Raw genomic sequence first — 21,659 nt, forward strand, 5'->3', positions numbered from 1 at the left:
GCTGCGGCCATGGCGCCCATCACGGAAGTGGCAGGCCGGCGGGTGACCCTGAGCAACCTGGAGAAGGTCCTCTATCCCGCCTCCGGTTTCACCAAGGCGGAGGTCCTGCGCTACTACGCCACGGTCGCCCCGGCCCTGCTGCCCCATCTCCGGGATCGACCGGTGTCGTTCCTGCGTTACCCGGACGGTCCGGAAGGGCAGGTCTTCTTCACCAAGAACGTCCCCGCCGGTGCGCCGGACTGGGTGGCGACGGCGCGGGTGACCCGATCGGACGGCTCCGCGCGGATGGTGTTGGTGCAGGATCTGCCGAGCCTGGTCTGGGCGGCGAATTTGGTGGCCGAGTTCCACACCCCGCAGTGGACGGCGCGGGCGCCGGCGGAGGCGGACCGACTGGTGCTGGATCTCGACCCGGGGCCGCCGGCCACGATCGTGCAGTGTTGCGAGGTGGCCCTCTGGCTTCGCGAACGCCTCGCGTCGGACGGCGTCGTCGTCCACCCGAAGACCTCCGGGGCGAAGGGGCTGCATCTGCTGGCGGGGGTACGGGGGGCTTCGCCGGCGCGGGTGTCCCGGTATGCGAGGGCGCTGGCGGCGGAGGCGGAACGGGCCCTGCCACGCCTGGTGGTGCGTCGGATGGCGCGGCATCTGAGGCCGGGGAAGGTCTTCCTGGACTGGAGTCAGAACGCGGCGGGCAAGACCACCGCCGCCCCCTACACGCTGCGGGCGCGACCGGAACCGACCGTGTCGGCTCCGGTGACCTGGGAGGAGGTGGCCCGTTGTGCCTCGCCCGAGGAGTTGTCGTTCGACGCCGACGCCGTCCCGCCGCGTCTGGAGGCTCTCGGCGACCTCCTGGCACCGGTGGCGGACCGGCGGGCGGCGGCGACCCTGCCGCCGGAGTGATCGCGACGCGTCGGCTCCACCGGGGCTCTCCCCCCGCTCGCACCCGTGCACGCGAAAGGGACGTCCGTGCGAATAGGGTGACGGGGTCGATGGCCGACGAAGAGACGACGGGAGTGCCGTGGCCCACAGCCGCCCCAGGGGCGCCGCCCAGCGTTCCTGCGTCGCCGCCCTGCTGGTGATGGCCGTGGCGGGCTGTTCCGGCACCGGTGAGCCGCTGAGCGCGGGGGCGACACCGACGGCCACGGGTCCGGTCCGACTCTGGCCGGACCTCCCGGTGGCCTCCAGCCCGGCGTGGGATTTCGGCGAGGCGGAGACGGAGACCGTCGAGGGTGTCCGGGTGCCGGGCGACGACATTCGCGAGGTGGACCCGGTGACCGTGGTCAAGGCGGAGATCGCCGCCCATCCCGACGACTACACACGGGGCGGGGCGACCTACGACGAGACGCCCGCCCGGCTGGACGACTGCGAAGGCGAGGAGGCCGCGACCCTCGACGGCCGGGAGGCCGCCGAGCGGACCGGCGACGAGGCCGGCTGCCCCCTGCTCCCCCCGTTCTACCGGGATCTGACGGGCGACGGGCGGGCCGATCTCGCCCTGGGGTTCCGACTGCCCCCGACCGATCTGACCGCCGTCCGTGTCTACACCGTCGTCGATCACCGACTGGTACGGGTGATGGCCCACGACGACGCGGTGAGCGACGTGGAACTGGCCCAGCGGTCGGTGATCATCCGCTCGCCCTCCGAGGTGACCGGCTACGAGTACCGTCTGCGGTGGACCTGGGACACCGGCGAGGGCGCGATGCTGCTCACCCACGACGAGATGCTGCGGACCGGCCATCACGGCCGCGGGGCCCCGGGCGACTCGGGTGCGGCGGCTCGCCGCTCCACCGCCGGGGAGCACCCGTGACGAGGTTCCGATGAAGTGGGCGCTTCCCCGATGGTCGGGGACTCTGGCGGTGAAGTCGGCGGTCTTCATCACCGTGATGTGCTGCGCGCTGGCGGCGATGCTGGGCGTGCTGGTGCACGTCTCGGTGACCCGCCAGACCGTGGAGCAGGACCGCGACCGCGCGCTGGCCCGGCTCTCCGAGGCCACGGCCGCCTACCAGGCCGGCGAGCCGTTGCCCCGGTGGGCCGCGATCGACCCGCCGGAGTTGCCCGCCTCGCTGCGCGAGCTGGCCGCCGGGGGGCGGCGGGGGACGATGCTCGACGAGCGGGGCGGGCACCCCGTGATGTGGGCGGCCGGGCCCGCCGACCGGGGGCGGGTCCTGGCGGTGGAGGTCGACCACGAGCCCAGCCGCGACACGATCGACGGGCTTCGGCGAGCGATCGTCTGGTCCTCGGCGTTGGCCATCGGCGTCACCCTGCTGGTGGGGGCGTTCGCGGTGACCCGTGTCACCGGCAGGCTGCACGCCACCGCGAGAGTGGCCCGGCGGATCAGCGGCGGGGACCTGGACGCCCGCGTGGACGATCCGCGAACTCGCGACCCGGGCCGTCCTCAGGACGAGGTCGCCGCGGTGGCGGCGGCGCTCGACTCCATGGCGGCCTCCCTCCAGGGCAAGCTCCTGGCCGAACAGCGTTTCACGGCCGACGTGGCGCACGAGCTGCGCACCCCGCTGACGGGTCTGCTCGCCGCGGCCGAGCTGCTGCCGCCGGGCCGGCCGACGGAGCTGGTCCGGGACCGGGTGGCCGCCCTGCGCACCCTCACCGAGGATCTGCTGGAGATCTCACGTCTGGACAGCGGGCGGGAGCGGCTGGAGACCGACGCCGAGGATCTGGGCGCCCTGGTCCGGCGGGTGGTCGGGGCCTCGCACACCGACACCCGGGTGGAGGTGGTCCGCGACGCGCGCGTGGAGACCGACCGCCGACGGCTGGAGCGGGTGCTGGGCAACCTGGTCGCCAACGCCCACCGACACGGCAGGGGTCCGGTCGTGCTCACGGTGGACGGGCATCGGGTGACGGTGCGGGACCACGGCCCCGGCTACCCGGACTACGTGCTGGAGCACGGTCCGCAGCGCTTCCGCACCGAGGGCGGGGCGAAGGGGCACGGCCTCGGGCTGACCATCGCCCTGGGGCAGGCCGAGGTCCTCGGAGCGCGGCTGGAGTTCACCGACGCGGAGGACGGGGGCGCGATGGCCACGCTGACACTGCCCCACCCGTCCTGAGGGGCCGCCGACCGCGCCCGCTCCCCGATGGCTCAGTGCGACGGGCACTTCCCGCACACCACTCCTAATGTGGCGATTGATCACTTCTGCGTGTTTCGCCCCCCCATGGAGGATTTCATGTCCCTGACGCCACCGCGTTCCGTCCTCGCCCGCCGCCTCGCGTTGGCGGCCGTCGCCGGGGCCCTCACCGGAGCGGTCGCCGTCTCCCCGGTCGCCGCCTACGACGACCGGGGGGACCACTCGATCGTCGGCGAGCACGCCGAGGGCTACTCCTCTGAGGGGTACGACTCGGAGAGCGACACCTCCGAGGGGTACGGCCACGGCGAGTACGACCACGGCGGGCACGGCCTGGGCGACGGCCAGGAGGCGAACGGCGAGGACACGGACGCCTACGGCACCGACGAGGCTGCCTCCGAGGGGGCGAGCGAAGAGGGCTCCGGACACGGCCGGGACCACGGGAAGGGGTACGGGAAGGGCCACGGGCACGGCCACGGGAAGGGCCACGGGCACGGGCACCGAGGCGAGGAACGTTACCTGGGCGAGGTCACGGCCGAGACCCTCGTCTTCCGCGAGGGGCCCTCGGTCGCCTCGAAGGCCGTCGGGTTCGCCTCCCGCGGCGACTTCGTCCGCATCACGTGCAAGGTCCCCGGCGACGAGGTCGCCGGCAACCCGCGCTGGTACCGCCTGACCGACGGCACCGGCGGCTGGGCCGCCGCCCGTTACATCGAGAACGTGGGCGAGGAGCCGCGCTGGTGCTGACCCCACCGACGGCCGCCGATCGGGGCCCACTGGGACCATGACAAGGCCCGGGACCGGCTTTCCCGCGACCGCGGGGGCGGGCGCTCCCGCCCCCGCGGTCGACCCGCCCCGGCGGCGCGGAAGCGAACTGGCGCTGATCGTGCTGGCCGTCCTGGTCTCCGTCCTCGGCTACTGCGCGGTGGGCCTCGCCCGCCACGGCACGCTTCCCCCCGACGCGGCCGGCTACGGGGCCGGGCTGGGCGGGCTCGCGCTGCTCGCGCACCTCGCCGTGCGGCTGCGCGCCCCCCACGCCGATCCGCTGCCGCTCCCGATCGGCGTCCTCCTCAACGGACTCGGGCTGGTCCTGATCTACCGCCTCGACCTGGAGACCCCCGGCGAGGCGGCGGCCCCGACCCAACTGGTCTGGTCGGCGCTGGGCATCGTCCTGTTCACCGCGGTCGTGTCGGCGCTGCGGGACCACGACACCCTCCGGCGCCACACCCACCTCTGCGCGGCTGCGGCCCTGGCGCTGCTCATCGCCCCGATCCTCTTCCCCCCGGTCAACGGCGCCCGGATCTGGATCCGCTTCGGCGACTTCTCCATCCAGCCGGGCGAGTTCGCCAAGGTGCTGCTGGCGGTGTTCTTCGCCGCCTACCTCGCGGCCAACCGCGACGCCCTCGCCCACTCCGGCCGACGCCTGTGGCGGACGAGGGTGCCGACCGGCCGGGTGCTGGGCCCGATCGTCGGCGTCTGGCTGGCCAGCGTGGGGGTGCTGGTGTTGGAACGGGACCTCGGCACCTCCCTGCTCTTCTTCGGCCTGTTCGTGGTGATGCTGTACGTGGCGACCGGCCGGACCGGCTGGATCGCGCTGGGGTTGGTGCTTGCCGCCCTGGGCGCGCTCGCCGTGGGGGCGCTTGAGCCCCATGTGCACTCCCGAGTCCAGGACTGGCTCGACCCCTTCCACTCCATCGAGGCGGGTCCGGGGCCCAACCAACTGGCCCAGTCCCTGTTCGCGTTCGCGGCGGGCGGCCTGACCGGCACCGGACTGGGGTTGGGGGACTCCGTACTCATCGGCTTCGCCGTGAAGTCCGACTTCGTCCTGGCGACCGCCGGCGAGGAGCTGGGGTTCCTCGGACTGACGGCCGTGTTCCTGCTGTACGCGCTGCTGGTCGACCGCGGATACCGCGCGGGGCTGGCCCTGCCCGACCCCTTCGGCCGGCTGCTCGCCGTCGGCCTGTCCTCGATCCTGGCGCTCCAGGTGTTCGTGATCGCCGGAGGCGTCACCGGACTGATCCCGCTGACCGGCATGGCGATGCCCTTCCTTGCTCAGGGAGGCTCGTCCGTCGTCACCAACTGGGTGATCGTGGCGCTGCTGATCCGGGTCAGCGACTCGGCCCGCTCCCAGGCGGGTGCCGGGTGAACCGGAACATCCGGCACGCCCGGATCTTCTCTCTGCTGCTGCTGGTCGCGCTGATCGTCAACGCGGCTCGGGTGCAGTTGGTCCGGGGTCCCGAGTACGACGCCAACCCGGCCAATCGTCGCCCCGCCATCGCGCGGTACGAGCAGCCACGGGGCGACATCCTGGTCGGCGGGGTGCCGGTCACCGGCTCCGTGGACACCGGCGAGCACCTCCGTTTCGAACGGACCTACAGCGAGGGTCCGATGTACGCGCCGGTCACCGGATTCGCCTCGCAGGAGTACGGGACCTCGCTGCTGGAGCACGCCGAGGACGGCGTGCTGTCGGGCTCGGATCCGCTGTTGGCGCCGCTGCCGCTGTGGAACGACGTCACGGGCGGCCGGAACCCCGGAGGCGATGTCGTCACGACGATCGACCCGGAGGCCCAACGCGCCGCGTACGAGGGGCTGGCGGGCCGCAAGGGCGCGGTCGCCGCGGTGGAACCGGGGACGGGACGCGTCCTGGCCCTGGTCTCCACACCGTCGTACGAACCGGGCGACCTCTCGGGCAACGGCGCTTCGGTGGGCCGCGCCTGGCGCCGGCTGAACACGGACCCCGACCGCCCCATGCTCAACCGGGCGGTGAGCCGGACCTACCCACCGGGGTCGACCTTCAAGGTCGTCACCGCGGCGGCGGCCCTGGAGACCGGCGTGGTCCGCGACCTGGACGCCCCCACCGGCTCCCCCGACCCGTACACCCTGCCGGGCACCCGCACCCGGCTGACCAACGCCGTCGCCGGCTGCGCGAACGCCTCGCTGCGCGAGGCGTTCGAATGGTCCTGCAACACGGTCTTCGCGAGGCTGGGCGTGGCCGTCGGGGTCCACGGCCTGGCGGCGACCGCGAGGGCCCTGGGGTTCAACGACGACGGGCTGCGCGTGCCCTTCCCGGTCGCCCGCAGCACCTTCGACACCTCCGTCGACGACGCTCAGCTCGCCCTGTCGGCGATCGGCCAGTACAACACGCGGGCCACGCCCCTGCAGATGGCGGTGGTCGCCGGGGCCGTCGCCAACGGGGGCCAGGTGCACCCGCCCTACCTGGTGGAACGGACCACGCGGGCGAGTGGCGTCGTCGTCGCCACCGCCGGATCGCGGCCGGTGCGACAGGCGTTGCGCCCCTCGACGGCGGCTCGGCTGGCCTCCTTGATGAGAGACGTGGTGGACAGCGGGACCGGAGGCAACGCGGCGATCCCCGGCGCCGTGGTGGGCGGCAAGACCGGCACCGCCCAGCACGGCGTCGGCAACTCCGAGACGCCCTACGCGTGGTTCGTCTCCTGGGCGCGGGGCGAGGCGGAGGTCGAGCCCCGGGTGGCCGTGGCGGTGGTCGTGGAGGACGCCGCGGACCGGGCGCACGTCAGCGGCGGCGGGGTGGCCGCGCCGATCGCCCGCGCCGTGATGGCGGCCGTACTCTCCGACGGGAGCCGGTGGTGACCGCACCGGCCCGCCACCGAGCCCCGGCGCCACGCGTGGCACGACGTCCGGATCGCGCGGAGCCGGGTCAACCGTCGCGCTTCTCCGAGGCGCCGGCCCGGACGGCCTCGGCCACCTCCGTCACCCGGGCCCGCTCCTCCTCGGCGAACCGCTCCGCGTCGAGCCGCTCCGCGATCTCCTCGTCCTGGGTCATCAGCAGATCCAGATTGGCGTCGCCGAGGTCGAAGACCCCCATGTCGAGATAGGCCTGTTGCAGCCGCTTCCCCCACAGGCCGATGTCCTTGACGCAGGGGACGATCCGGCTGAACAGCAACCTGCGGAAGAGGGCGAGGGGGGCGGACGCCTCGGTGAGCCGCTCCGCCTCGGCCCGGGGGATGCCGAAGTTCTCCAGGACCTCCACCCCGCGCAACCGGTCGCGCATCAGGTGGCAGCCCTCGATCACGAACTCCTCGCGCTCGCGCAACTCCGCGTCGGTGAGCTGTCGGTAGTAGTCGCGCAGGGCCATCCGACCGAAGGCCACGTGGCGGGCCTCGTCCTGCATGACGTAGGCCAGGATCTGCCGGGGCAGCGGTCGGGTCGTCGTGTCCCGGATCATGCCGAAGGCGGCCAGCGCCAGACCCTCGATCAGCACCTGCATGCCGAGGTAGGGCATGTCCCACCGGCTGTCCCGCAACGTGTCGCCGAGCAGGGAGCGCAGGTTGTCGTCGATCGGGTAGAGCATGCCGATCTTGTCGCGCAGGAAACGACCGTAGATCTCGGCGTGCCGGGCCTCGTCCATCACCTGGGTCGCGGAATAGAACTTGGCGTCCAGATCGGGGACCGACTCCACGATGCGGGCGGCGCACACCATCGCGCCCTGCTCACCGTGGAGGAACTGGCTGAACTGCCAGGAGACGGTGTGCCGGCGCAACTCGGCCCTGTTCCGGTCGGACATGGCGGCCCAGTACCGCGTGCCGTACAGGGCCATCGACTCGTCGGGGGTGCCCAGAGGGTCGCCGGGGTCCACCGGCTGGTCCCAGTCGATGCGGGTGCTGCCGTCCCACTGCTTGTCCTTGCCTCTCTGGTAGAGGGCGAGGAGGCGCTCACGGCCGTCGTCGTACTCCCAGCCGAAGCGGGCGGCGCCGGTGGCGGGGACGGCCCAGTGGCGTTCCCCGGGGTCGGTGACGTACTGGTCGAAGCTCGGCATGTCCGGCAGGCTCACACGTAGTAGACGAGGTGTCAACAAGGCGAGCCCGATCCGGCACGTGGCACGGCGCCCGAGGCCCCCGTCCGGAACCGCCACGTCGGGCGTTACGCTGCGCCCCTGGCATCCGCCCTCCCGGGCGGCGAGGGACACCGCCGTGGCCCGCCGCGGCCCGCCGAGAGAGGTAGGAAGCGATGACCCCGCAGGCCGCCACCCCCTCCTACCGACGGCTCGGCGTGGAGGCGCGTCGCGGGCAGCTCCTCGACGCCGCCCTCGCTCTCTTCGCCCGCCACCCACCGGAGGACGTCTCGCTGGACGACGTGGCACGACGCGCCGGGGTGTCCCGGCCACTGGTGTACCGGTACTTCCCCGGCGGCAAGCAACAGCTGTACGAGGCGGCGCTGCGCTCGGCGGCGGACGAGCTGGGACTGTGCTTCGACGGGCCCGGGCAGGGGCCGCCGGCCGCCAGGCTCGGGCGGGCCCTGGACCGCTATCTGGCGTTCGTCGACCGCAACGACGCCGGCTTCAGCGCCCTGCTGCGAGGCGGCAGCGTGGCGGCGACCTCCCGGACCTGCGCCATCGTGGACGGGGTGCGCAGGGCGGCGGCCGAGCACGTCCTGACCCTGCTGGAGGTGGCCCAGGCCGGCCCCCGACTGCGGACGACGGTCCGGTTGTGGCTGACGACGGTGGAGGCCGCCTCGCTTATCTGGCTGGACGAGGGCAAGCGCCCGCCGGCCGCCGAGGTGCGGGACTGGCTGGTGGAACAGTTCCTGGCGGCGCTGACGGTCACGGCGCGCCGCGACGCGCGCACCGCGGCCCTCACCGAGATGCTGGCGGCGGAGGCCCGGGACGCATGACGCATGCCCGACACTGATTCCGTGAGAAGCGAAGACACCCCCTTCGAGGGCGGGCCGATGGACGGCCGGGTCCTCCCCGTGCTGGTGGGGATGACCGGTCACCCGCCGAAGGTCTACCGCATCCCGGTGCCGGACCCGGCCGGCGGGCCGGCCACCGTGCTGGTGTACCGCAGGGTGCCCCGGGACCCCCGCCGCGTACTGGGCGCGGCCCGTTGGAAGTACGCCTACGCCCCCGAGGGCGCGCCCCGGAACCGGCCGCGATGGCCGTGGTCGAAGCCGCGCCCGACGGAGGGTGGCGAAGGAACGGGCGGGGCCGGCGACGCCCGAGGGTGACCGGGTTGCGCCGAACCGCGTACCCGGCGCGCGGGGCGCCCCGGGCCGCCCGATGCTCGCCCTGCGGAGCGGGCCCGCCGCCCCGCCGAGGAGGTGCGGTGTCGTGTCGGCGAGATCCCTGTCCCTGCTCCGGACGGCGGCGTTGGTGGCCGGAATGGCACTGGCGCCCCTGCCGGCACCGCCGGCGTTCGCGGCGGACGCCCCGGGAACCGGCGTCGGGAGCGCGGCGGGTGGACACGGGACGTCCGCCGCCCCCGACACGGGCGCGCCGGCCCTGGGTACCGCGCTGGCGGAGCTGCGGAGACTCCACCGGGAGGCCCGGGAGGCCACGACCCGTCACCGGGCCACCGAGGAGGCGCTGGGGCGGGAGCGCGCCCGGGCCAGGCGTCTCGACGACGAGCTGGCACGGGCCCGACTGGCGCTGGTCGACAGCCGCGAGGCGGCCGGCCGACTGGCCAGGCAGCAGTACCAGAGCCGGTCCGGGCTGTCGCCGTATCTCGGGTTGCTCCTGGCACGCGACCCTCGGCACGTCCTCGAACAGGGCCGGATGATCGAGCGGATGGCCCGGGAACGGGCGGCGACGGTCCGTCGGCTGGGCGTCGCCGAGCGGCGGGCCGCCGACCTGGCCGGCCAGGCCCGGGAGGCCCTGGACCGGCGGCTCACCCTCGCCGAGCGCGCGGAGCGGGAACGGGATGCCGCGCGGCTCCGGCTCGACGCCGTGGAGGAGGCGCTCGCCGCGCTCGCCCCGACGCCCGGCGACGCCTCGAACCTCGCCGGGCGCGACGGCGTCGCGCGGGCGCGTCGGCCGGTCGCGGCCTCGGGCTCCTCGGGCACGAAAGAGTCCCCGCCCTCCGTCGCGGGGGAGCGCGCGCTGCGGTTCGCGGTGGAACAGCTCGGCAAGCCCTACGAGTGGGGCGCCGATGGGCCCGCCCGGTTCGACTGCTCCGGACTCACCCACCGGGCCTGGGAGCGGGCGGGGACGGTGATTCCGCGCACCAGTCAGGCCCAATGGGCGGAGCTGGAGCGGGTGCCCTTGGACCGGCTGCGCCCCGGCGACCTGGTGGTGTACTTCCCTCGGGCCACACACGTGGCGCTCTATCTGGGTGGGGGCGAGGTGGTGCACGCTCCCCGCCCCGGATCGACGGTGCGGATCTCCCCCGTCGGCGCCAATCCGATCCTCGGCGCGGTCCGTCCGGACCCGGGCGGACGGTCCTCGGCCCGCTACGTCCCGCCGGCGCTCCCCGAAGAGAGGGCGCCGGGCTCGCACGTCGCGTACTCCGCCGCCGGGCCACATCCTCCGGGGTCGCGCGGGGACGCGGGTGCGGTCAGCTCCGGCTGACCGAGGCCAGGTAGGCGTCGGTCAGCTCGGGCTCGAAGAAGAAGTGTTCCAGGTCGGCGGGGTCGCTGAAGGCGTTGGCGAACCGGTCCGCGACCGGCTGGAGTTCCCCGGCCGCGCCGAGGAGGCGCATGACGTGCTCGGGCGGCGGGGCGAGCATGGCGTTCGTCCACTTGGTGACGTGTCGAGCGGTCTCCCAGTACCGGTCGAAGGTCCGGCGCATCCAGGCCTCGTCGAAGGGCCGGTCGCCCTGTTCGAGGATGGACGCCAGGTAGGTGGCGGCGCATTTCGCGGCCGAATTGGCGCCCTGTCCGGTGAGCGGGTCGTTGGCGACGACCACGTCGGCGACGCCCAGTACCAGGCCCCCGCCGGGGAGCCGTCCGACCGGATGGCGCACGGTGGGGGCGTAGCGGCCGGACAGGGTTCCGCCCGCGTCGGTCAGCTCCACCTTGGTGGCCCGCGCGTACTCCCAGGGGAGGAACCGCTCCATGAGTTCCAGGGTCAGGGCGAGGTGCGCGGCGGGGTCCTTGACACCCGTGAACACGTCGAGCGGACCGCCCGGGACGCCTTCCCAGAAGAGGATGTCGGCCCGGCCGGAGGTGGTGAGCGTGGGCATCACGAACATCTCGCCCACGCCGGGCACCAGGTTGCACCGGACCGCGTCGAGGTCCGGGTGTTCCGGGCGCGGCCCGAGACCGTGCACGTAGGCGACGGCGAGCGCACGCTGGGGCCGGGCGTAGGGGGACCGGGCCGCGTCCCGGTCGAACATCCGGACCAGCTCGCCCTTGCCGGCGGCGATCAGGACCAGGTCGTAGGCGCGCGCGAAGTAGTCGAGGTCTCCGACGGCGGCGCCGTGGACGACGAGTTGGCCGCCGCGCTCGACGAAGGTCTCCATCCAACCGGACATCTTCACCCGCTGGTCCACGGACTGGGCGTGCCCGTCGAGCCTGCCCAGCCAGTCCACGGCGCGCCCGGTGGGCCCGGGGTCGTGGGAGCCGGGGACGGCGATCGAGACGCCGAGACCGTCGATCCGCGGTGCCCGGGACTCCCAGAAGTTCAGTCCGAGGTCACGCTCGTGCTGGAGCGCCCGGTCGAACATGCACTGGGTGGACATGACCCGGCCGGTGCGGATCTCCTCCGCGGTCCGGTCGGACATCAGGGTGACCTCGTACCCGTGCGACCGCAGGCCGAGGGCGAGTTGGAGGCCGGACTGACCGGCTCCGACGACGAGTATCTTCCGCATGCGGGGCTGACTCCTAGGTGGGGCTACTCGGGTGTCTCGTCGAACGCGTGGCCGACGAGCGTCAGCAGGGTCTCGATCACGGAGATCCGGCGACGCGCGTCCATGATCATCACAGGTACGCGCGAGGGTACCGACAGCGCCTCCCGCACGTCCTCCGGCTCGTAGCGCTCGCTGCCCTCGAAGTGGTTCACCGCGACCACGTACGGCAGTCCGCAGCTCTCGAAGTAGTCCAGCGCCGGGAAGCAGTCCCGGAGCCGACGGGTGTCCGCCATGACCACGGCCCCGATCGCCCCCCGGACCAGGTCGTCCCACATGAACCAGAACCGCTGTTGCCCCGGCGTCCCGAACAGGTAGAGGACGAGGTCGTCGTCGAGGGTGAGCCGCCCGAAGTCCATGGCCACGGTGGTGGTGACCTTCTCCGGGGTGGCGGAGAGGTCGTCGGTGTCCTCGCCGGCCTCGGTCATCAACGCCTCGGTCCTCAGCGGAGTGATCTCCGAGACCGACCTGACCAGCGTGGTCTTGCCGACGCCGAACCCGCCCGCCACCACGATCTTGGTCGCGACCGGGGCACGGGTGGGGTTCGCCTGCCACGGCTGTGACGGCTCGTCCGCCTCCGCGGACGCGAAAACGCCGGGGGCGGCGTCAGAGACGACGGAGTCCACTCATCACCCTTTCCAACAGAGCCCGGTCCGGACGGCCCGCCCCGTGGCCGGTTCCCGTTCCGTGGACTCGGATCCTTCCCTGGTCGGCGAGGTCGCTCAGGAGCACCCTGACCACACCGAGGGGCATCCTGAGCAGCGCGGAGATCTCCGCGACCGTGCGCATCCGCCGGCACAACTCGACGATCGCCGCCATCTCGGGCATCACCCGGCCCGCCGGCGCGCCGGTCAGCTCCCGGCGTTCCTCGGGGCCTTCGAGCGCCGGCGTGGCCGCCACGAACGTCTCCACGAGGAGAACATGACCGAAGCGGGTCCGACCACCGGTCAGCGAGTAGGGGCGCACCCGGGCCGGTTTGCGGTCGCCGCCGCGCACCGGGAGGTCCTCGCGAGGGGTAGCGGTCATCGGGGGCTCCCCCCGGGCCGGGACTCCAGGGACTGGCGCAGTTCGCCGCGGAGCTCCGGGGTCAGGACGTGGCCGGCGCGTCCGACGAACAGGGCCATGTGGTAGGCGACGACGCTCATGTCGCAGTCCCCCGAACCGTGCACGCCGAGCAGCGAGCCGTCGCTGATCGACATCACGAAGAGGCTGCCGTCCTCCATGGCGACCATGGTGTGCTTGACGACGCCGAACTCCATCAGCCCGGCGGCACCCACGGTGAGGCTGCCGATGCCCGAGACCACGGTGGCGAGGTCGGCGGACGAGCCGCGCGGACCGGTCCCGGACTCCTCGCCCGCGTCGCGGGCGGACTCGTTGTGCTCCGGGTCGGAGGAGAGGAGCAGCAGTCCGTCGGAGGAGACCACGGCGACCGACAGGATGCCGGGCACCTCCTCCACCAGGTTGGTCAACAGCCAGTGGAGATTGCGGGCCTCACGGCTCAGTCCGAAGGTACTGGACGCGGTCAACGGCGTTCCTCCTCGACAGTGCCCCCCGTTGCTTCCTCGGTCGTGCCCTCCCGCGTCCCCGTCGCGGCGATCTCCTCGGCCACGTCACGGCGACCGGCTTCCGCCCCCCGGTGGAAGCCGCCCAGACGGCGCCGCAGTTCCTCGGCGTCGACCGAGGCGGTGCGCGCGCGGGTGGTCGGTGCGGGCGCTCTGACCTTCGGGGTCCGCTTGGGCAGCCCCTTGCCGGTGATCCGCCCGTCCCCCGGGTCGGACTCCCGGTCCGGTGCCCGGTCGTGGGCGGGTTCCGGCTCGGGGTCGGCCGGCCGGGCGGGTTCGTCGGGACGGGGCAGTCCTCCCGCCGGCGACCGCGGGTTCCGGGGGGAGACCACTTCGGCGGCCGGCGGGGCGGTCTCCGAGGCGGGGTTCGGGACGAGCAGCTCCATCGTGGTCTCCGACAGCCCCTCCCCGGGGCTCGGAGCGGCGGCCGTGGGCGCCGACTCCACCGCTCGGGTGCGCACCTCGCCCGGGTCGGCCGGCCCGACCGCGTCGGGGGCCCACGCCGGATGGTCGGCCTCCTCCGGGTCGGGCCCGGCGGCCGGGCTCGCCGCGGCGGTCTCGCGCTCCTCCTCGGGCTCGGGCGCTCCGCCGGGCTCGTGTACGACCTCGGGCCCGAGGTCGTCGTCGGAGGCCCGGTCCTTGCCGGGCCCAGCGGGCTCGCCCTCGCCGTCGGGTCGCCGTGCCGGGGCGGGCCCGGCGGTGCTTCGTGTCGCGGCCGGCGCCTCGCCCACGTCGCCCTCGCCGGATCGCTCGGACGGGTCGGAGGGAGCCCGGCGGGCCGTCACCGAGTCACCGGTCGTCCCGCCGGTCCTCTCGGCCTCCTCCGCGCGGCGCAGCGCCCGCTCCGCCGCCTCCACCACCGGGTCGGCGTCGTCGCCCCGACCCGGCAGCACGGAGGTTCCGGGCTCGGAGCCCGAGAGGACGACTGTGCCCTCGTCCTCGGAAGCCGCGGGAGGCGAGACCTCGGCCATGGCCGGCTCGGGGGCGAGGAGGGAGGTCGGCAGGACCACCACCGCCGTCGCCCCGCCCTGCTTCTCCCTGCGCAGGCGCACCCGCGCGCCGTGTCGGTGGGCGAGGCGGGCGACGACGTACAGGCCCAGACCGAGCCCCTGCTCCCCCTCCCGCTCGAAGGGCGCGTCCGGGTCGACCTCCGCCAGACGGGCGTTGAGCCGCTCCAGCCGCTCGGCGTCGACGCCGATGCCGCCGTCCTGGACGGAGAGCATCACCTCGCCGCTCTCCAACAGCCAGCCCGAGACCTCCACCGGCAGGTCCGGAGGCGAGAACGAGGTGGCGTTCTCCATCAGTTCGGCCAGAAGGTGGGAGAGGTCGTCGGCGGCGAAGCCCACGACGTGCGCGCGGGGCGGCAGCCCGGCGATCCGGACCCGCTCGTACCGCTCGATCTCGCTCACCGCCGCCCGGACCACGTCGACCAGCGGCACCGGGGCGGCGCTGTGCTGGACGTGCTCGGACCCGGCGAGCACGAGCAGGTTCTCGCTGTGCCGGCGCATCACCGTGGCGAAGTGGTCGAGCTTGAACAACGTGGCCAGCCGCTCGGGATCCTGCTCCCGCTCCTCCAGCCCCTCGATGACCGTCAGCTGACGCTCGACCAGGCCGAGGGTGCGCAACGAGAGATTGACGAAAGTGCCGCCGATGCTCTTGCGGAGGGCCTGGAGTCGGGCGGTGGCGGCGTCGAGCTCGTCGCGCAGCTCCTCCCGGGCGTCGGCCATCCGCTGCCGCTGCGCCACCAGGTGCTTGCGGTCCGACTCCAGGGTGCCGATCCGCTCGGCCAGCGCCACCGTGCGGGCGTGCAAGGAGTTGACGGACCGGATCGTCCGGGCGAACTCGTCGTCGCGGCCGGTGAAGGAGACCGGCTCCTCCGCCACCGGGTTCTCGGCCTCGGCCAGCCGGGCGGAGCCCCGGCGGAGCACCGCGAGCGGTCGGGTGAGGGTCCGGGCCATCGCCGCGGTGACCCCGACCGCCACCAGCACCAGCACGCCGAGGGCGGCGGCGTGCAGCTCCAGCGCGGTGACGTCGTCGTCGCGCAGCTCCTCCAGGGCGGCCGTCCGGCGCTCGAACAGGGCGGACTCCGCTCCTCGCATCGCGTCCAGACGGGCGGTCAGCGCGCCCTCCAGCTCGCGCGTCGCGGTGTCGAGTTCGTCGTCGGCGAGGGTGGGGGCGTCGGTCAGCCTCGCGAGCCGCTCCTCCGCCTCGTCGATCTCGGGGCCGGCGACGGTCGCGGTGTATCCGTCCCGGGCCTCCCCGGTGGCACCGTCGAGGAAGCCCTCCAGTGCCGCGTCCGAGCGGACCCGGGCCCGCTGCGCGGCGGCGGTGAGCGCGTCGCGCAGCTCGCCGTCCGCCTCGGAGGACGTGGTGATCTCGACCGGCAGCCCGGTGACGGGATCGAGAACGGTCTCCGTGGCGGTCGGCACGCTCAGGGCGGCCAGCAGCAGACCCCGGGTGGCGGCGGCCTGCTGTACCGCGGTGTCCAGCTCGGCGAGGGCGTGCGCGCCCCCTCCGGCGCGCGGGGTCATCTCCTCGGCCAGCCGGTCGGCGAGGGCGTGGAGACCGGCGACCGTCTCGGAGTAGGCGCGGTGCGCCTCCAGGGCGGTGCTCTCTCCGGTGAGGGCGGCACGACGCACGGCGGCGATGCCGTCCAGGTCCGAGCGGAGCGAGGACGGGACCCCGGCGTCCCGACGGAACTCCTCGACCTGACGGTCCACCCGGTCGCTGTGCTGCTCGGAGGGCGCCATCGACTCGGGACGACCGGCCGACACATAGGGGGTCACCTGGTCGCGCTCGTCGGCCAGCGCGTGCGCCAGGGTCAGCGCGTCCTGGGTACGGCCGGCGAGGACGACCAGCTCCTGGGAGTCGTGCAACCGCCCCGAGGCGGCGACCACCGAGGGGGCCCCGGCCGCGGCGACGGTCGCGGCCACCACGGCCACGGCGACGAGGAGACGGTTGCGGACCCGGGTGGGCCGACCCTTGCCGACCGGGGTCTCGGAGCGCCCCGAGGGACCGCCGGGGCCGGTGGCGTCCGTGGTGCCTGGGGTGGGTCCGACGTCCCCCGCGGGGGCCTTCTGCTTGCCTGTGCGACGAGGCCGCGTCTTCTGCACCGGTGCTCGCATTCTTGAACTCGTGTACCCGTGGGCCCGGATGGCGCTCCGTCAACGGACCGGTCGGTGTGCGCACACGCCCCGGGCACTCGGCCGGATCCGGGCCGGCCCCCACCGGTCCCCGACCCTCCCAGCGCCGGTCGGCGGTGCAGGCGCATCACCTCGCCCGCCACCCGAAGGAGTGAACCCCGGAGGGGAGTTGGTGGGCAAGTTCCCCTGGCGCGTGCGCGCGGCCCGGCGAGCGCGCCGGTTGGACGTCCGGGGCGGACGGTGGGAAGATGCCCCGCCCCACGCCCCCGGAGTGGCTCATTCCGCCGGAAACCCGGCGATCGTCCACCGGTTTCCCGGGGAGGTGCGCGCCGTTCGCCGGGCGTCGGGGGCACGTGTGCGCGACTCGTGCAGACTGGCGCGATGCGTACGGAACTCATCTCGCGCCCGGGACACCCCGAGCGACCCGACGAGGACTTCGCGAGCATCACCCTTCCCGGCGCCGGACACGGCGGGACACTGGTCGTCCTGGACGGGGTGACCGCGCCGGCGGGCGACACCGGGTGTCTGCATTCCGTCCCCTGGTTCACCGCGCGCCTGGGGGGCGCGCTCACCGAGCTGGCCCTCTCGCTCGCCGACGCCCCCCTGGGCGAGGCGCTCTCCCACGCCGTCGCCCGCACCGCCGCGGCCCACGCGGACACTTGTGACCTTTCTCACGCACGCACCCCACAGGCCACGGTGGTCTGCGCCCGCTGGTCCCGGGAGACGGTCGAGTACCTGGTCCTCTGCGACTCCGTCCTGCTCGTCGAGGCCCCGGACGGCACCGTGACGACCGTCCGCGACGACCGGCTCGCCAGGTCGGGAATCACCGCCCGCACCACCGAGGAGGAGATCGACACACGACTGCGCAACCGCGAGGGAGGCTTCTTCACCGCCGCCGCGGACCCGGGGGTGGCCTCCCGGGCCGTCACCGGCGCCCTGCCCCGACGCGAGGTGCGCTCGCTGACCGCGCTGACGGACGGCGCGGCGCGCCTCGTGGAGGTCTTCGGCGAGGGGAGCTGGGCCGCGTGTCCGGGCCTGGTGCGGAGCGAGGGAGCGCGGGCGCTGGTGGACCGGGTTCGGGACCTGGAACGCGCCGCCGCGTCGCGTGGCGCGCCCGGGCCCGGCAAGACTCACGACGACGCGACCGTGGTGTACGCCGAGGTGTGACGGGCGCCGGATCACCGCTCCAGGCCGCGGTTGAGCTCGCGCAGCAGCCGGGCCAGTTCCTCCACCGCCGTCGGTTCCCAGTCGGCGAGCCTCCGCGCGTATCCCGCCCGGCGCGCCTCGCGGACCCGACCGACCCGGTCGCGTCCCTCGGCGGTCAAGGTGACCAGCCAGGCGCGGCCGTCCGCCGGATCCCGCTCACGGGCGACGAGTCCGAGCCCCTCCAGGGCGCGGAGCTGACGGGACATGGTGGCCTTGCCCACCCCGATGTAGCCGGCCAGGTCCGTGGCCCGTTGGGGACCGCGCTCCCCCAACCGGACCAGCAGCCCGTAGGCGGCCGACTCCAGGTCCGGGTGCACCTCTCGGGCCATCTCCGCCTGGCCGGCCCGCGCGCGCCGGAACAGCACCGTCAGCTCGCGTTCCAGGGCGAGGAACTGCGGCCGGTCCGCCTCGGGCCCGAGACCCTCACCCGGAGGGGTGACCCCGTTTCCTGCTCGCGTTCCCCCGTCGTTCCCGCGTTCACACACGTCAGCCCCTGTCTGAAGGTTCCCGGTCAGAGGAGCCCGCCGCCGTGGCCGGCGCGCGGGCGGGGCAAGTATTCCGCAGGTCGTCGGAGGTCGGCGAACGGACCGGGGCGGCCGGTCCCCCGAGGTCCGGGGTCCGGCCGCCCCGGTGTCAGGCGGCCACCGGGACCCGGGGGTCGGCCGACTCGGTCGCCGGCGCCAGCGCCAGCTCCAGGACCTGTCGGACGTCGGACACCGTGTGGACTTCCAGCGCCCGGAGGACCTCGACCGGCACGTCGTCGAGGTCGGGTTCGTTGCGCTTGGGGATGATCACCGTGGTGATCCCCGCCCGGTGCGCGGCCAGCAGCTTCTGCTTCACCCCGCCGATCGGCAGCACTCGCCCGGTCAGCGAGACCTCACCCGTCATCGCCACGTCCGGCCGGACCGGTCGCCCGGACAGCAGCGAGGCGAGGGCGGTCGTCATGGTGACGCCCGCGCTCGGGCCGTCCTTGGGCACCGCGCCCGCCGGGAAGTGGATGTGCACGGCACGCTCCTTCAACCCGGTCACCGGCAACTCCAGCTCCGCCCCGTGGGAGCGCAGGAAGCCGAGGGCGATCCGCGCCGACTCCTGCATCACGTCGCCGAGCTGGCCGGTCAGGGTGAGACCGGCCGCCCCCGTCTCCGGGTCGGCGAGGGAGGCCTCGACGTAGAGCACGTCCCCGCCGGCCCCGGTCACGGCGAGACCGGTGGCCACACCGGGCACCGAGGTGCGGCGCTCGGCGGGGTCCTGGGCGGACTCGGGGGTGTGGTGCGGCCGGCCGATCAGGCCCCGTAGGTCGCCCCGGGTGACGGTGAACGGCAGTTCCCGCTCGCCCAGCTCGTGCAGCGCCGCGATCTTCCGCAGCAACCGCGCCGCGGCCCGCTCCAGGTTGCGGACGCCCGCCTCGCGGGTGTACTCGCCGGCGAGGGCGCGCAGGGCGTCCTCGCCGACGACGACCTCATCCGGTGCCAGGCCCGCGCGTTCCATCTGCCGGGGCACCAGGTGGTCGCGGGCGATGACCACCTTCTCGTCCTCGGTGTACCCGTCTAGGCGGACCAGCTCCATGCGGTCGAGCAGGGCCTCGGGGATGGCCTCCAGGACGTTGGCGGTGGCGAGGAAGACCACGTCGGACAGGTCCAGCTCCACCTCCAGGTAGTGGTCCCGGAAGGTGTGGTTCTGGGCCGGGTCCAGGACCTCCAGGAGCGCGGCGGCCGGGTCGCCCCGGAAGTCGGAGCCGACCTTGTCGATCTCGTCGAGCAGCACCACCGGGTTCATCGAACCGGCTTCCTTGATCGCCCGTACGATGCGGCCGGGCAACGCGCCCACGTAGGTGCGGCGGTGGCCCCGGATCTCCGCCTCGTCCCGGACGCCGCCGAGGGCGACCCGGACGAACTCGCGTCCCATGGCGTGCGCGACCGAGGCCCCGAGGCTGGTCTTGCCGACCCCCGGAGGGCCGACCAGGGCCAGGACCGCGCCGCCGCGTCGGCCGCCGACGACGCCCAGCCCCCGGTCGACCCGCCGCTTGCGTACGGCCAGATATTCGGTGATCCGCTCCTTGACGTCGTCCAGTCCGGCGTGTTCCGCGTCCAGGACCGCCTTGGCGCCCCGGATGTCGTAGGCGTCCTCGGTGCGCTCGTTCCAGGGGAGTTCGAGGACGGTGTCGAGCCATGTGCGGATCCAGGAGCCCTCCGGCGAGGCGTCGGAGGCCCGCTCCAGCTTGTCGACCTCCTTCAGCGCGGCCTGCCTGACGTTCTCGGGCAGGTCGGCGGCGTCCACGCGGGCCCGGTAGTCGTCGCTCTCCTCCTCGGGGTCCTTGCCGTCCTGGCCGTTCAGCTCCCGCAGCTCCTTGCGCACCGCCTCCAGCTGGCGACGGAGCAGGAACTCCCGCTGCTGACGGTCGACGCCCTCCTGTACGTCCTTCGCGATGGTCCGGGCCACGTCCTGTTCGGCGAGGTGGTCGCGGAGCCGGCGGGTGGCCAGCCGCAGTCGGGCCACCGGATCGGTCGTCTCCAGCAACTCGACCTTCTGCTCGGTCGTCAGGAAAGGCGAGTAGCCCGAGTTGTCGGCGAGGGCGGAGACGTCGTCGATGGCCTGGACCCGGTCGACGACCTGCCAGGCGCCCCGCTCGCGCAACCAGGAGGTGACGAGGGCCTTGTATTCCCTCATCAGCTCGGCGACCTGGCCGGGCGGCGAATCGGGGACGCCGTCGGCCGTCGGCGTTCCCTCGACCCAGAGCGCCGCCCCGGGCCCGGTCGTGCCGGCGCCGATGCGCACCCGCGATCGACCCCGTACCAGGGCCCCGGGGTCGCCGTCGGCCAGTCGGCCGACCTGCTCCACCGTGCCCAGCACGCCGGTCCTCGCGTAGGTCCCGTCCAGGCGTGGGACCAGCAGCAGCCTGGGCTTGCCCGTCCCCGCCCGCGCCGCGGCCCGCGCGGCCTCCACCGCGGCCCGCACCTCGGCGTCGTTCAGGTCGAGCGGGACCACCATCCCGGGCAGCACGACGTCGTCGTCGATCGGCAGCACGGGCAGGGTGAGCGGTGTGATCTCCGCGGACTCAGCAGCCATGATCTCCCCTTCGGCAGTCAAGTTGAGTTACCTGGGCTCAATGCGAAGCGCGGCGCGTTTGTTCCCCGGCCCGTTCCCGTTCGCCGTGGGCGATCGGAGGTCCCCGCGGCGAGCCCTCGCTCACTCGATCGGGTCGGATGTCCCCACCTCACCTGGGGGGCTGCGTCCGGGGTCGAAAACCCCGCGACGGAAGGCGGAACCGGCTGCCACGATGAGCCGATGACACATGTCGACGGCTCCCCAGAGGTCCTGGACCGCCGCGTCGGCCCGTACGGCGAGGTGGCCCTGCGCCGACACGGCGCGCTGCTGCAGATCATCGCCAACGGCTCCTTCCTGATGGACACCTCCGACGGCCGGTCCGAACGCCTCCTGGTGGACGCGGCGCTGGCCGCGCTCGATCCCGCCCGAACCACGCCCCGGCTGCTCCTGGGGGGACTGGGGGTCGGCTTCTCCCTGGCCCACGCCTCCGCCGACCCTCGGTGGGGAAGGATCACCGTCGTCGAGCGCGAACCCGCCGTCGTCGCGTGGCACCGTGAGGGGCCGCTGGCTCCGCTGACCCGGGACGCCTTCGCCGACCCGCGCACCGAACTCGTCCGGGCGGACCTGACGGACCACCTCCGCGACACCCCCGACACCTACGACGCGCTCTGCCTCGACATCGACAACGGTCCCGGGTGGACGGTCACCGAGAGCAACCGGACGCTTTACGCGCCCGAGGGGCTCCGCGCCTGCGCCCGCCGCCTGCGCCCCGGCGGCGTCCTCGCGGTCTGGTCCGCGCGCCCCTCCCCGACCTTCGAGGACGCCCTGCGCGAGGCCGGGTTCGAAGGGGTCCACTCCGAGGAGATCGCCGTGGACCGGGGCGTTCCCGACGTCGTCCACCTCGGCCTCCAACCGGTATGGCGGGGCCGTGGTCACTCCCCGTACTCTGCTGACCGGACGCCGTCCTTCCGGCGTCGGGCGCAGTCCTGCGCGGACGAGGGATCACCCCACGGATTCCGGTAAGCACACTCAGGGGCG

The 21,659-nt window shown here is 74.0% G+C and carries 19 protein-coding genes; 11 read left to right on the plus strand and 8 right to left on the minus strand.

The features are described 5' to 3' along the window. Window positions 1–9: 9 nt before the first annotated feature. The 6 genes from ligD to JEK78_RS06025 all read left to right on the plus strand — a co-directional run bounded on the left by ligD (window position 10) and on the right by JEK78_RS06025 (window position 6,677). Window positions 10–897 (plus strand): non-homologous end-joining DNA ligase, encoded by an 888-nt coding sequence (gene ligD / locus JEK78_RS06000; RefSeq protein ID WP_200263066.1) that lies wholly within the window; start codon window positions 10–12, stop codon window positions 895–897. 178 nt (window positions 898–1,075) lie between these two features. Then, window positions 1,076–1,801: a hypothetical protein gene (locus JEK78_RS06005; protein ID WP_242483367.1), complete on the plus strand. Its 726-nt coding sequence runs from the start codon at window positions 1,076–1,078 to the stop codon at window positions 1,799–1,801. 10 nt (window positions 1,802–1,811) lie between these two features. Beyond that, complete coding sequence (locus JEK78_RS06010; RefSeq protein ID WP_200263068.1) at window positions 1,812–3,056, plus strand: HAMP domain-containing sensor histidine kinase; 1,245 nt, start codon at window positions 1,812–1,814, stop codon at window positions 3,054–3,056. Between the two features lie 117 nt (window positions 3,057–3,173). After that, the gene (locus JEK78_RS06015; RefSeq protein WP_200263069.1) at window positions 3,174–3,815 is read left to right on the plus strand and encodes an SH3 domain-containing protein; all 642 of its coding nucleotides are present in this window, start codon (window positions 3,174–3,176) and stop codon (window positions 3,813–3,815) included. A gap of 37 nt (window positions 3,816–3,852) precedes the next feature. Then, complete coding sequence (locus JEK78_RS06020) at window positions 3,853–5,214, plus strand: FtsW/RodA/SpoVE family cell cycle protein (protein WP_200263070.1); 1,362 nt, start codon at window positions 3,853–3,855, stop codon at window positions 5,212–5,214. After that, window positions 5,211–6,677: a penicillin-binding transpeptidase domain-containing protein gene (locus JEK78_RS06025; protein WP_200263071.1), complete on the plus strand. Its 1,467-nt coding sequence runs from the start codon at window positions 5,211–5,213 to the stop codon at window positions 6,675–6,677. The genes JEK78_RS06020 and JEK78_RS06025 overlap by 4 nt, the downstream gene beginning before the upstream one ends. Before the next feature lie 67 nt (window positions 6,678–6,744). Here JEK78_RS06025 and JEK78_RS06030 read toward each other — a convergent pair whose 3' ends face one another. Continuing rightward, window positions 6,745–7,863 (minus strand): ferritin-like domain-containing protein, encoded by a 1,119-nt coding sequence (locus JEK78_RS06030; protein WP_200263072.1) that lies wholly within the window; start codon window positions 7,861–7,863, stop codon window positions 6,745–6,747. Window positions 7,864–8,054: 191 nt separating this feature from the next. Between JEK78_RS06030 and JEK78_RS06035 the strand changes: the two genes are divergently transcribed. From JEK78_RS06035 to JEK78_RS06045, 3 genes are all read left to right on the plus strand, one after another. Then, window positions 8,055–8,717, plus strand: coding sequence for a TetR/AcrR family transcriptional regulator (locus JEK78_RS06035; protein WP_200263073.1), 663 nt, complete (start codon window positions 8,055–8,057; stop codon window positions 8,715–8,717). Window positions 8,718–8,738: 21 nt separating this feature from the next. Continuing rightward, window positions 8,739–9,050 carry a hypothetical protein gene (locus JEK78_RS06040; protein WP_242483282.1) on the plus strand — a complete coding sequence of 104 codons (312 nt, stop codon included), beginning with the start codon at window positions 8,739–8,741 and terminating at the stop codon, window positions 9,048–9,050. Window positions 9,051–9,153: 103 nt separating this feature from the next. Then, on the plus strand, window positions 9,154–10,389 hold the full coding sequence (locus tag JEK78_RS06045) for an NlpC/P60 family protein (RefSeq protein ID WP_200263075.1): 1,236 nt from the start codon (window positions 9,154–9,156) through the stop codon (window positions 10,387–10,389). On the opposite strand, the gene JEK78_RS06050 is transcribed toward JEK78_RS06045, so the two are convergent. The 5 genes from JEK78_RS06050 to JEK78_RS06070 are packed head-to-tail and all read right to left on the minus strand — an operon-like array spanning window position 10,376 to window position 16,340. Further along, window positions 10,376–11,629 (minus strand): styrene monooxygenase/indole monooxygenase family protein, encoded by a 1,254-nt coding sequence (locus JEK78_RS06050; RefSeq protein WP_200263076.1) that lies wholly within the window; start codon window positions 11,627–11,629, stop codon window positions 10,376–10,378. The two genes, JEK78_RS06045 and JEK78_RS06050, sit on opposite strands and share 14 nt — an antisense overlap. Before the next feature lie 23 nt (window positions 11,630–11,652). Continuing rightward, window positions 11,653–12,291, minus strand: a complete 639-nt coding sequence (locus tag JEK78_RS06055) for an ATP/GTP-binding protein (protein WP_200263077.1) — start codon at window positions 12,289–12,291, stop codon at window positions 11,653–11,655. Further along, window positions 12,272–12,691, minus strand: coding sequence for a DUF742 domain-containing protein (locus JEK78_RS06060; protein WP_200263078.1), 420 nt, complete (start codon window positions 12,689–12,691; stop codon window positions 12,272–12,274). Before JEK78_RS06060 ends, JEK78_RS06055 begins: the two co-directional genes overlap by 20 nt. After that, the gene (locus JEK78_RS06065) at window positions 12,688–13,191 is read right to left on the minus strand and encodes a roadblock/LC7 domain-containing protein (protein ID WP_200263079.1); all 504 of its coding nucleotides are present in this window, start codon (window positions 13,189–13,191) and stop codon (window positions 12,688–12,690) included. Before JEK78_RS06065 ends, JEK78_RS06060 begins: the two co-directional genes overlap by 4 nt. Beyond that, a complete protein-coding gene (locus JEK78_RS06070; protein WP_200263080.1) occupies window positions 13,188–16,340 on the minus strand; it encodes a nitrate- and nitrite sensing domain-containing protein in 3,153 nt (1,050 codons plus the stop codon). Before JEK78_RS06070 ends, JEK78_RS06065 begins: the two co-directional genes overlap by 4 nt. A gap of 411 nt (window positions 16,341–16,751) precedes the next feature. On the opposite strand from JEK78_RS06070, the gene JEK78_RS06075 reads away from it, so the two are divergent. After that, window positions 16,752–17,537 (plus strand): protein phosphatase 2C domain-containing protein, encoded by a 786-nt coding sequence (locus JEK78_RS06075; protein WP_200263081.1) that lies wholly within the window; start codon window positions 16,752–16,754, stop codon window positions 17,535–17,537. Window positions 17,538–17,548: 11 nt separating this feature from the next. Here JEK78_RS06075 and JEK78_RS06080 read toward each other — a convergent pair whose 3' ends face one another. Together JEK78_RS06080 and lon are read right to left on the minus strand one after the other, a co-directional pair. After that, complete coding sequence (locus tag JEK78_RS06080) at window positions 17,549–17,959, minus strand: MarR family transcriptional regulator (RefSeq protein WP_277953072.1); 411 nt, start codon at window positions 17,957–17,959, stop codon at window positions 17,549–17,551. 250 nt (window positions 17,960–18,209) lie between these two features. Further along, window positions 18,210–20,642, minus strand: coding sequence for an endopeptidase La (gene lon, locus JEK78_RS06085; protein WP_200263083.1), 2,433 nt, complete (start codon window positions 20,640–20,642; stop codon window positions 18,210–18,212). A gap of 219 nt (window positions 20,643–20,861) precedes the next feature. Here lon and JEK78_RS06090 point away from each other — a divergent pair, with 219 nt between their 5' ends. Beyond that, window positions 20,862–21,644, plus strand: a complete 783-nt coding sequence (locus JEK78_RS06090; protein WP_242483283.1) for a spermidine synthase — start codon at window positions 20,862–20,864, stop codon at window positions 21,642–21,644. Window positions 21,645–21,659 lie beyond the last annotated feature (15 nt).

Origin of the sequence: Streptomyces sp. HSG2, assembly GCF_016598575.1 — a bacterium.
Taxonomy (GTDB): domain Bacteria; phylum Actinomycetota; class Actinomycetes; order Streptomycetales; family Streptomycetaceae; genus Streptomyces.

What these genes read in the sequence shown, in the direction of transcription:
- JEK78_RS06030 (WP_200263072.1), bottom strand. Translation starts at nt 7,863, where the DNA reads ATGCCGAGCTTCGACCAGTACGTCACCGACCCCGGGGAACGCCACTGG.
- JEK78_RS06050 (WP_200263076.1), bottom strand. Translation starts at nt 11,629, where the DNA reads ATGCGGAAGATACTCGTCGTCGGAGCCGGTCAGTCCGGCCTCCAACTC.
- JEK78_RS06035 (WP_200263073.1), top strand. Translation starts at nt 8,055, where the DNA reads ATGACCCCGCAGGCCGCCACCCCCTCCTACCGACGGCTCGGCGTGGAG.
- JEK78_RS06090 (WP_242483283.1), top strand. Translation starts at nt 20,862, where the DNA reads ATGACACATGTCGACGGCTCCCCAGAGGTCCTGGACCGCCGCGTCGGC.
- JEK78_RS06005 (WP_242483367.1), top strand. Translation starts at nt 1,076, where the DNA reads ATGGCCGTGGCGGGCTGTTCCGGCACCGGTGAGCCGCTGAGCGCGGGG.
- JEK78_RS06075 (WP_200263081.1), top strand. Translation starts at nt 16,752, where the DNA reads ATGCGTACGGAACTCATCTCGCGCCCGGGACACCCCGAGCGACCCGAC.
- JEK78_RS06015 (WP_200263069.1), top strand. Translation starts at nt 3,174, where the DNA reads ATGTCCCTGACGCCACCGCGTTCCGTCCTCGCCCGCCGCCTCGCGTTG.
- JEK78_RS06020 (WP_200263070.1), top strand. Translation starts at nt 3,853, where the DNA reads ATGACAAGGCCCGGGACCGGCTTTCCCGCGACCGCGGGGGCGGGCGCT.
- JEK78_RS06060 (WP_200263078.1), bottom strand. Translation starts at nt 12,691, where the DNA reads ATGACCGCTACCCCTCGCGAGGACCTCCCGGTGCGCGGCGGCGACCGC.
- ligD (WP_200263066.1), top strand. Translation starts at nt 10, where the DNA reads ATGGCGCCCATCACGGAAGTGGCAGGCCGGCGGGTGACCCTGAGCAAC.
- JEK78_RS06010 (WP_200263068.1), top strand. Translation starts at nt 1,812, where the DNA reads ATGAAGTGGGCGCTTCCCCGATGGTCGGGGACTCTGGCGGTGAAGTCG.
- lon (WP_200263083.1), bottom strand. Translation starts at nt 20,642, where the DNA reads ATGGCTGCTGAGTCCGCGGAGATCACACCGCTCACCCTGCCCGTGCTG.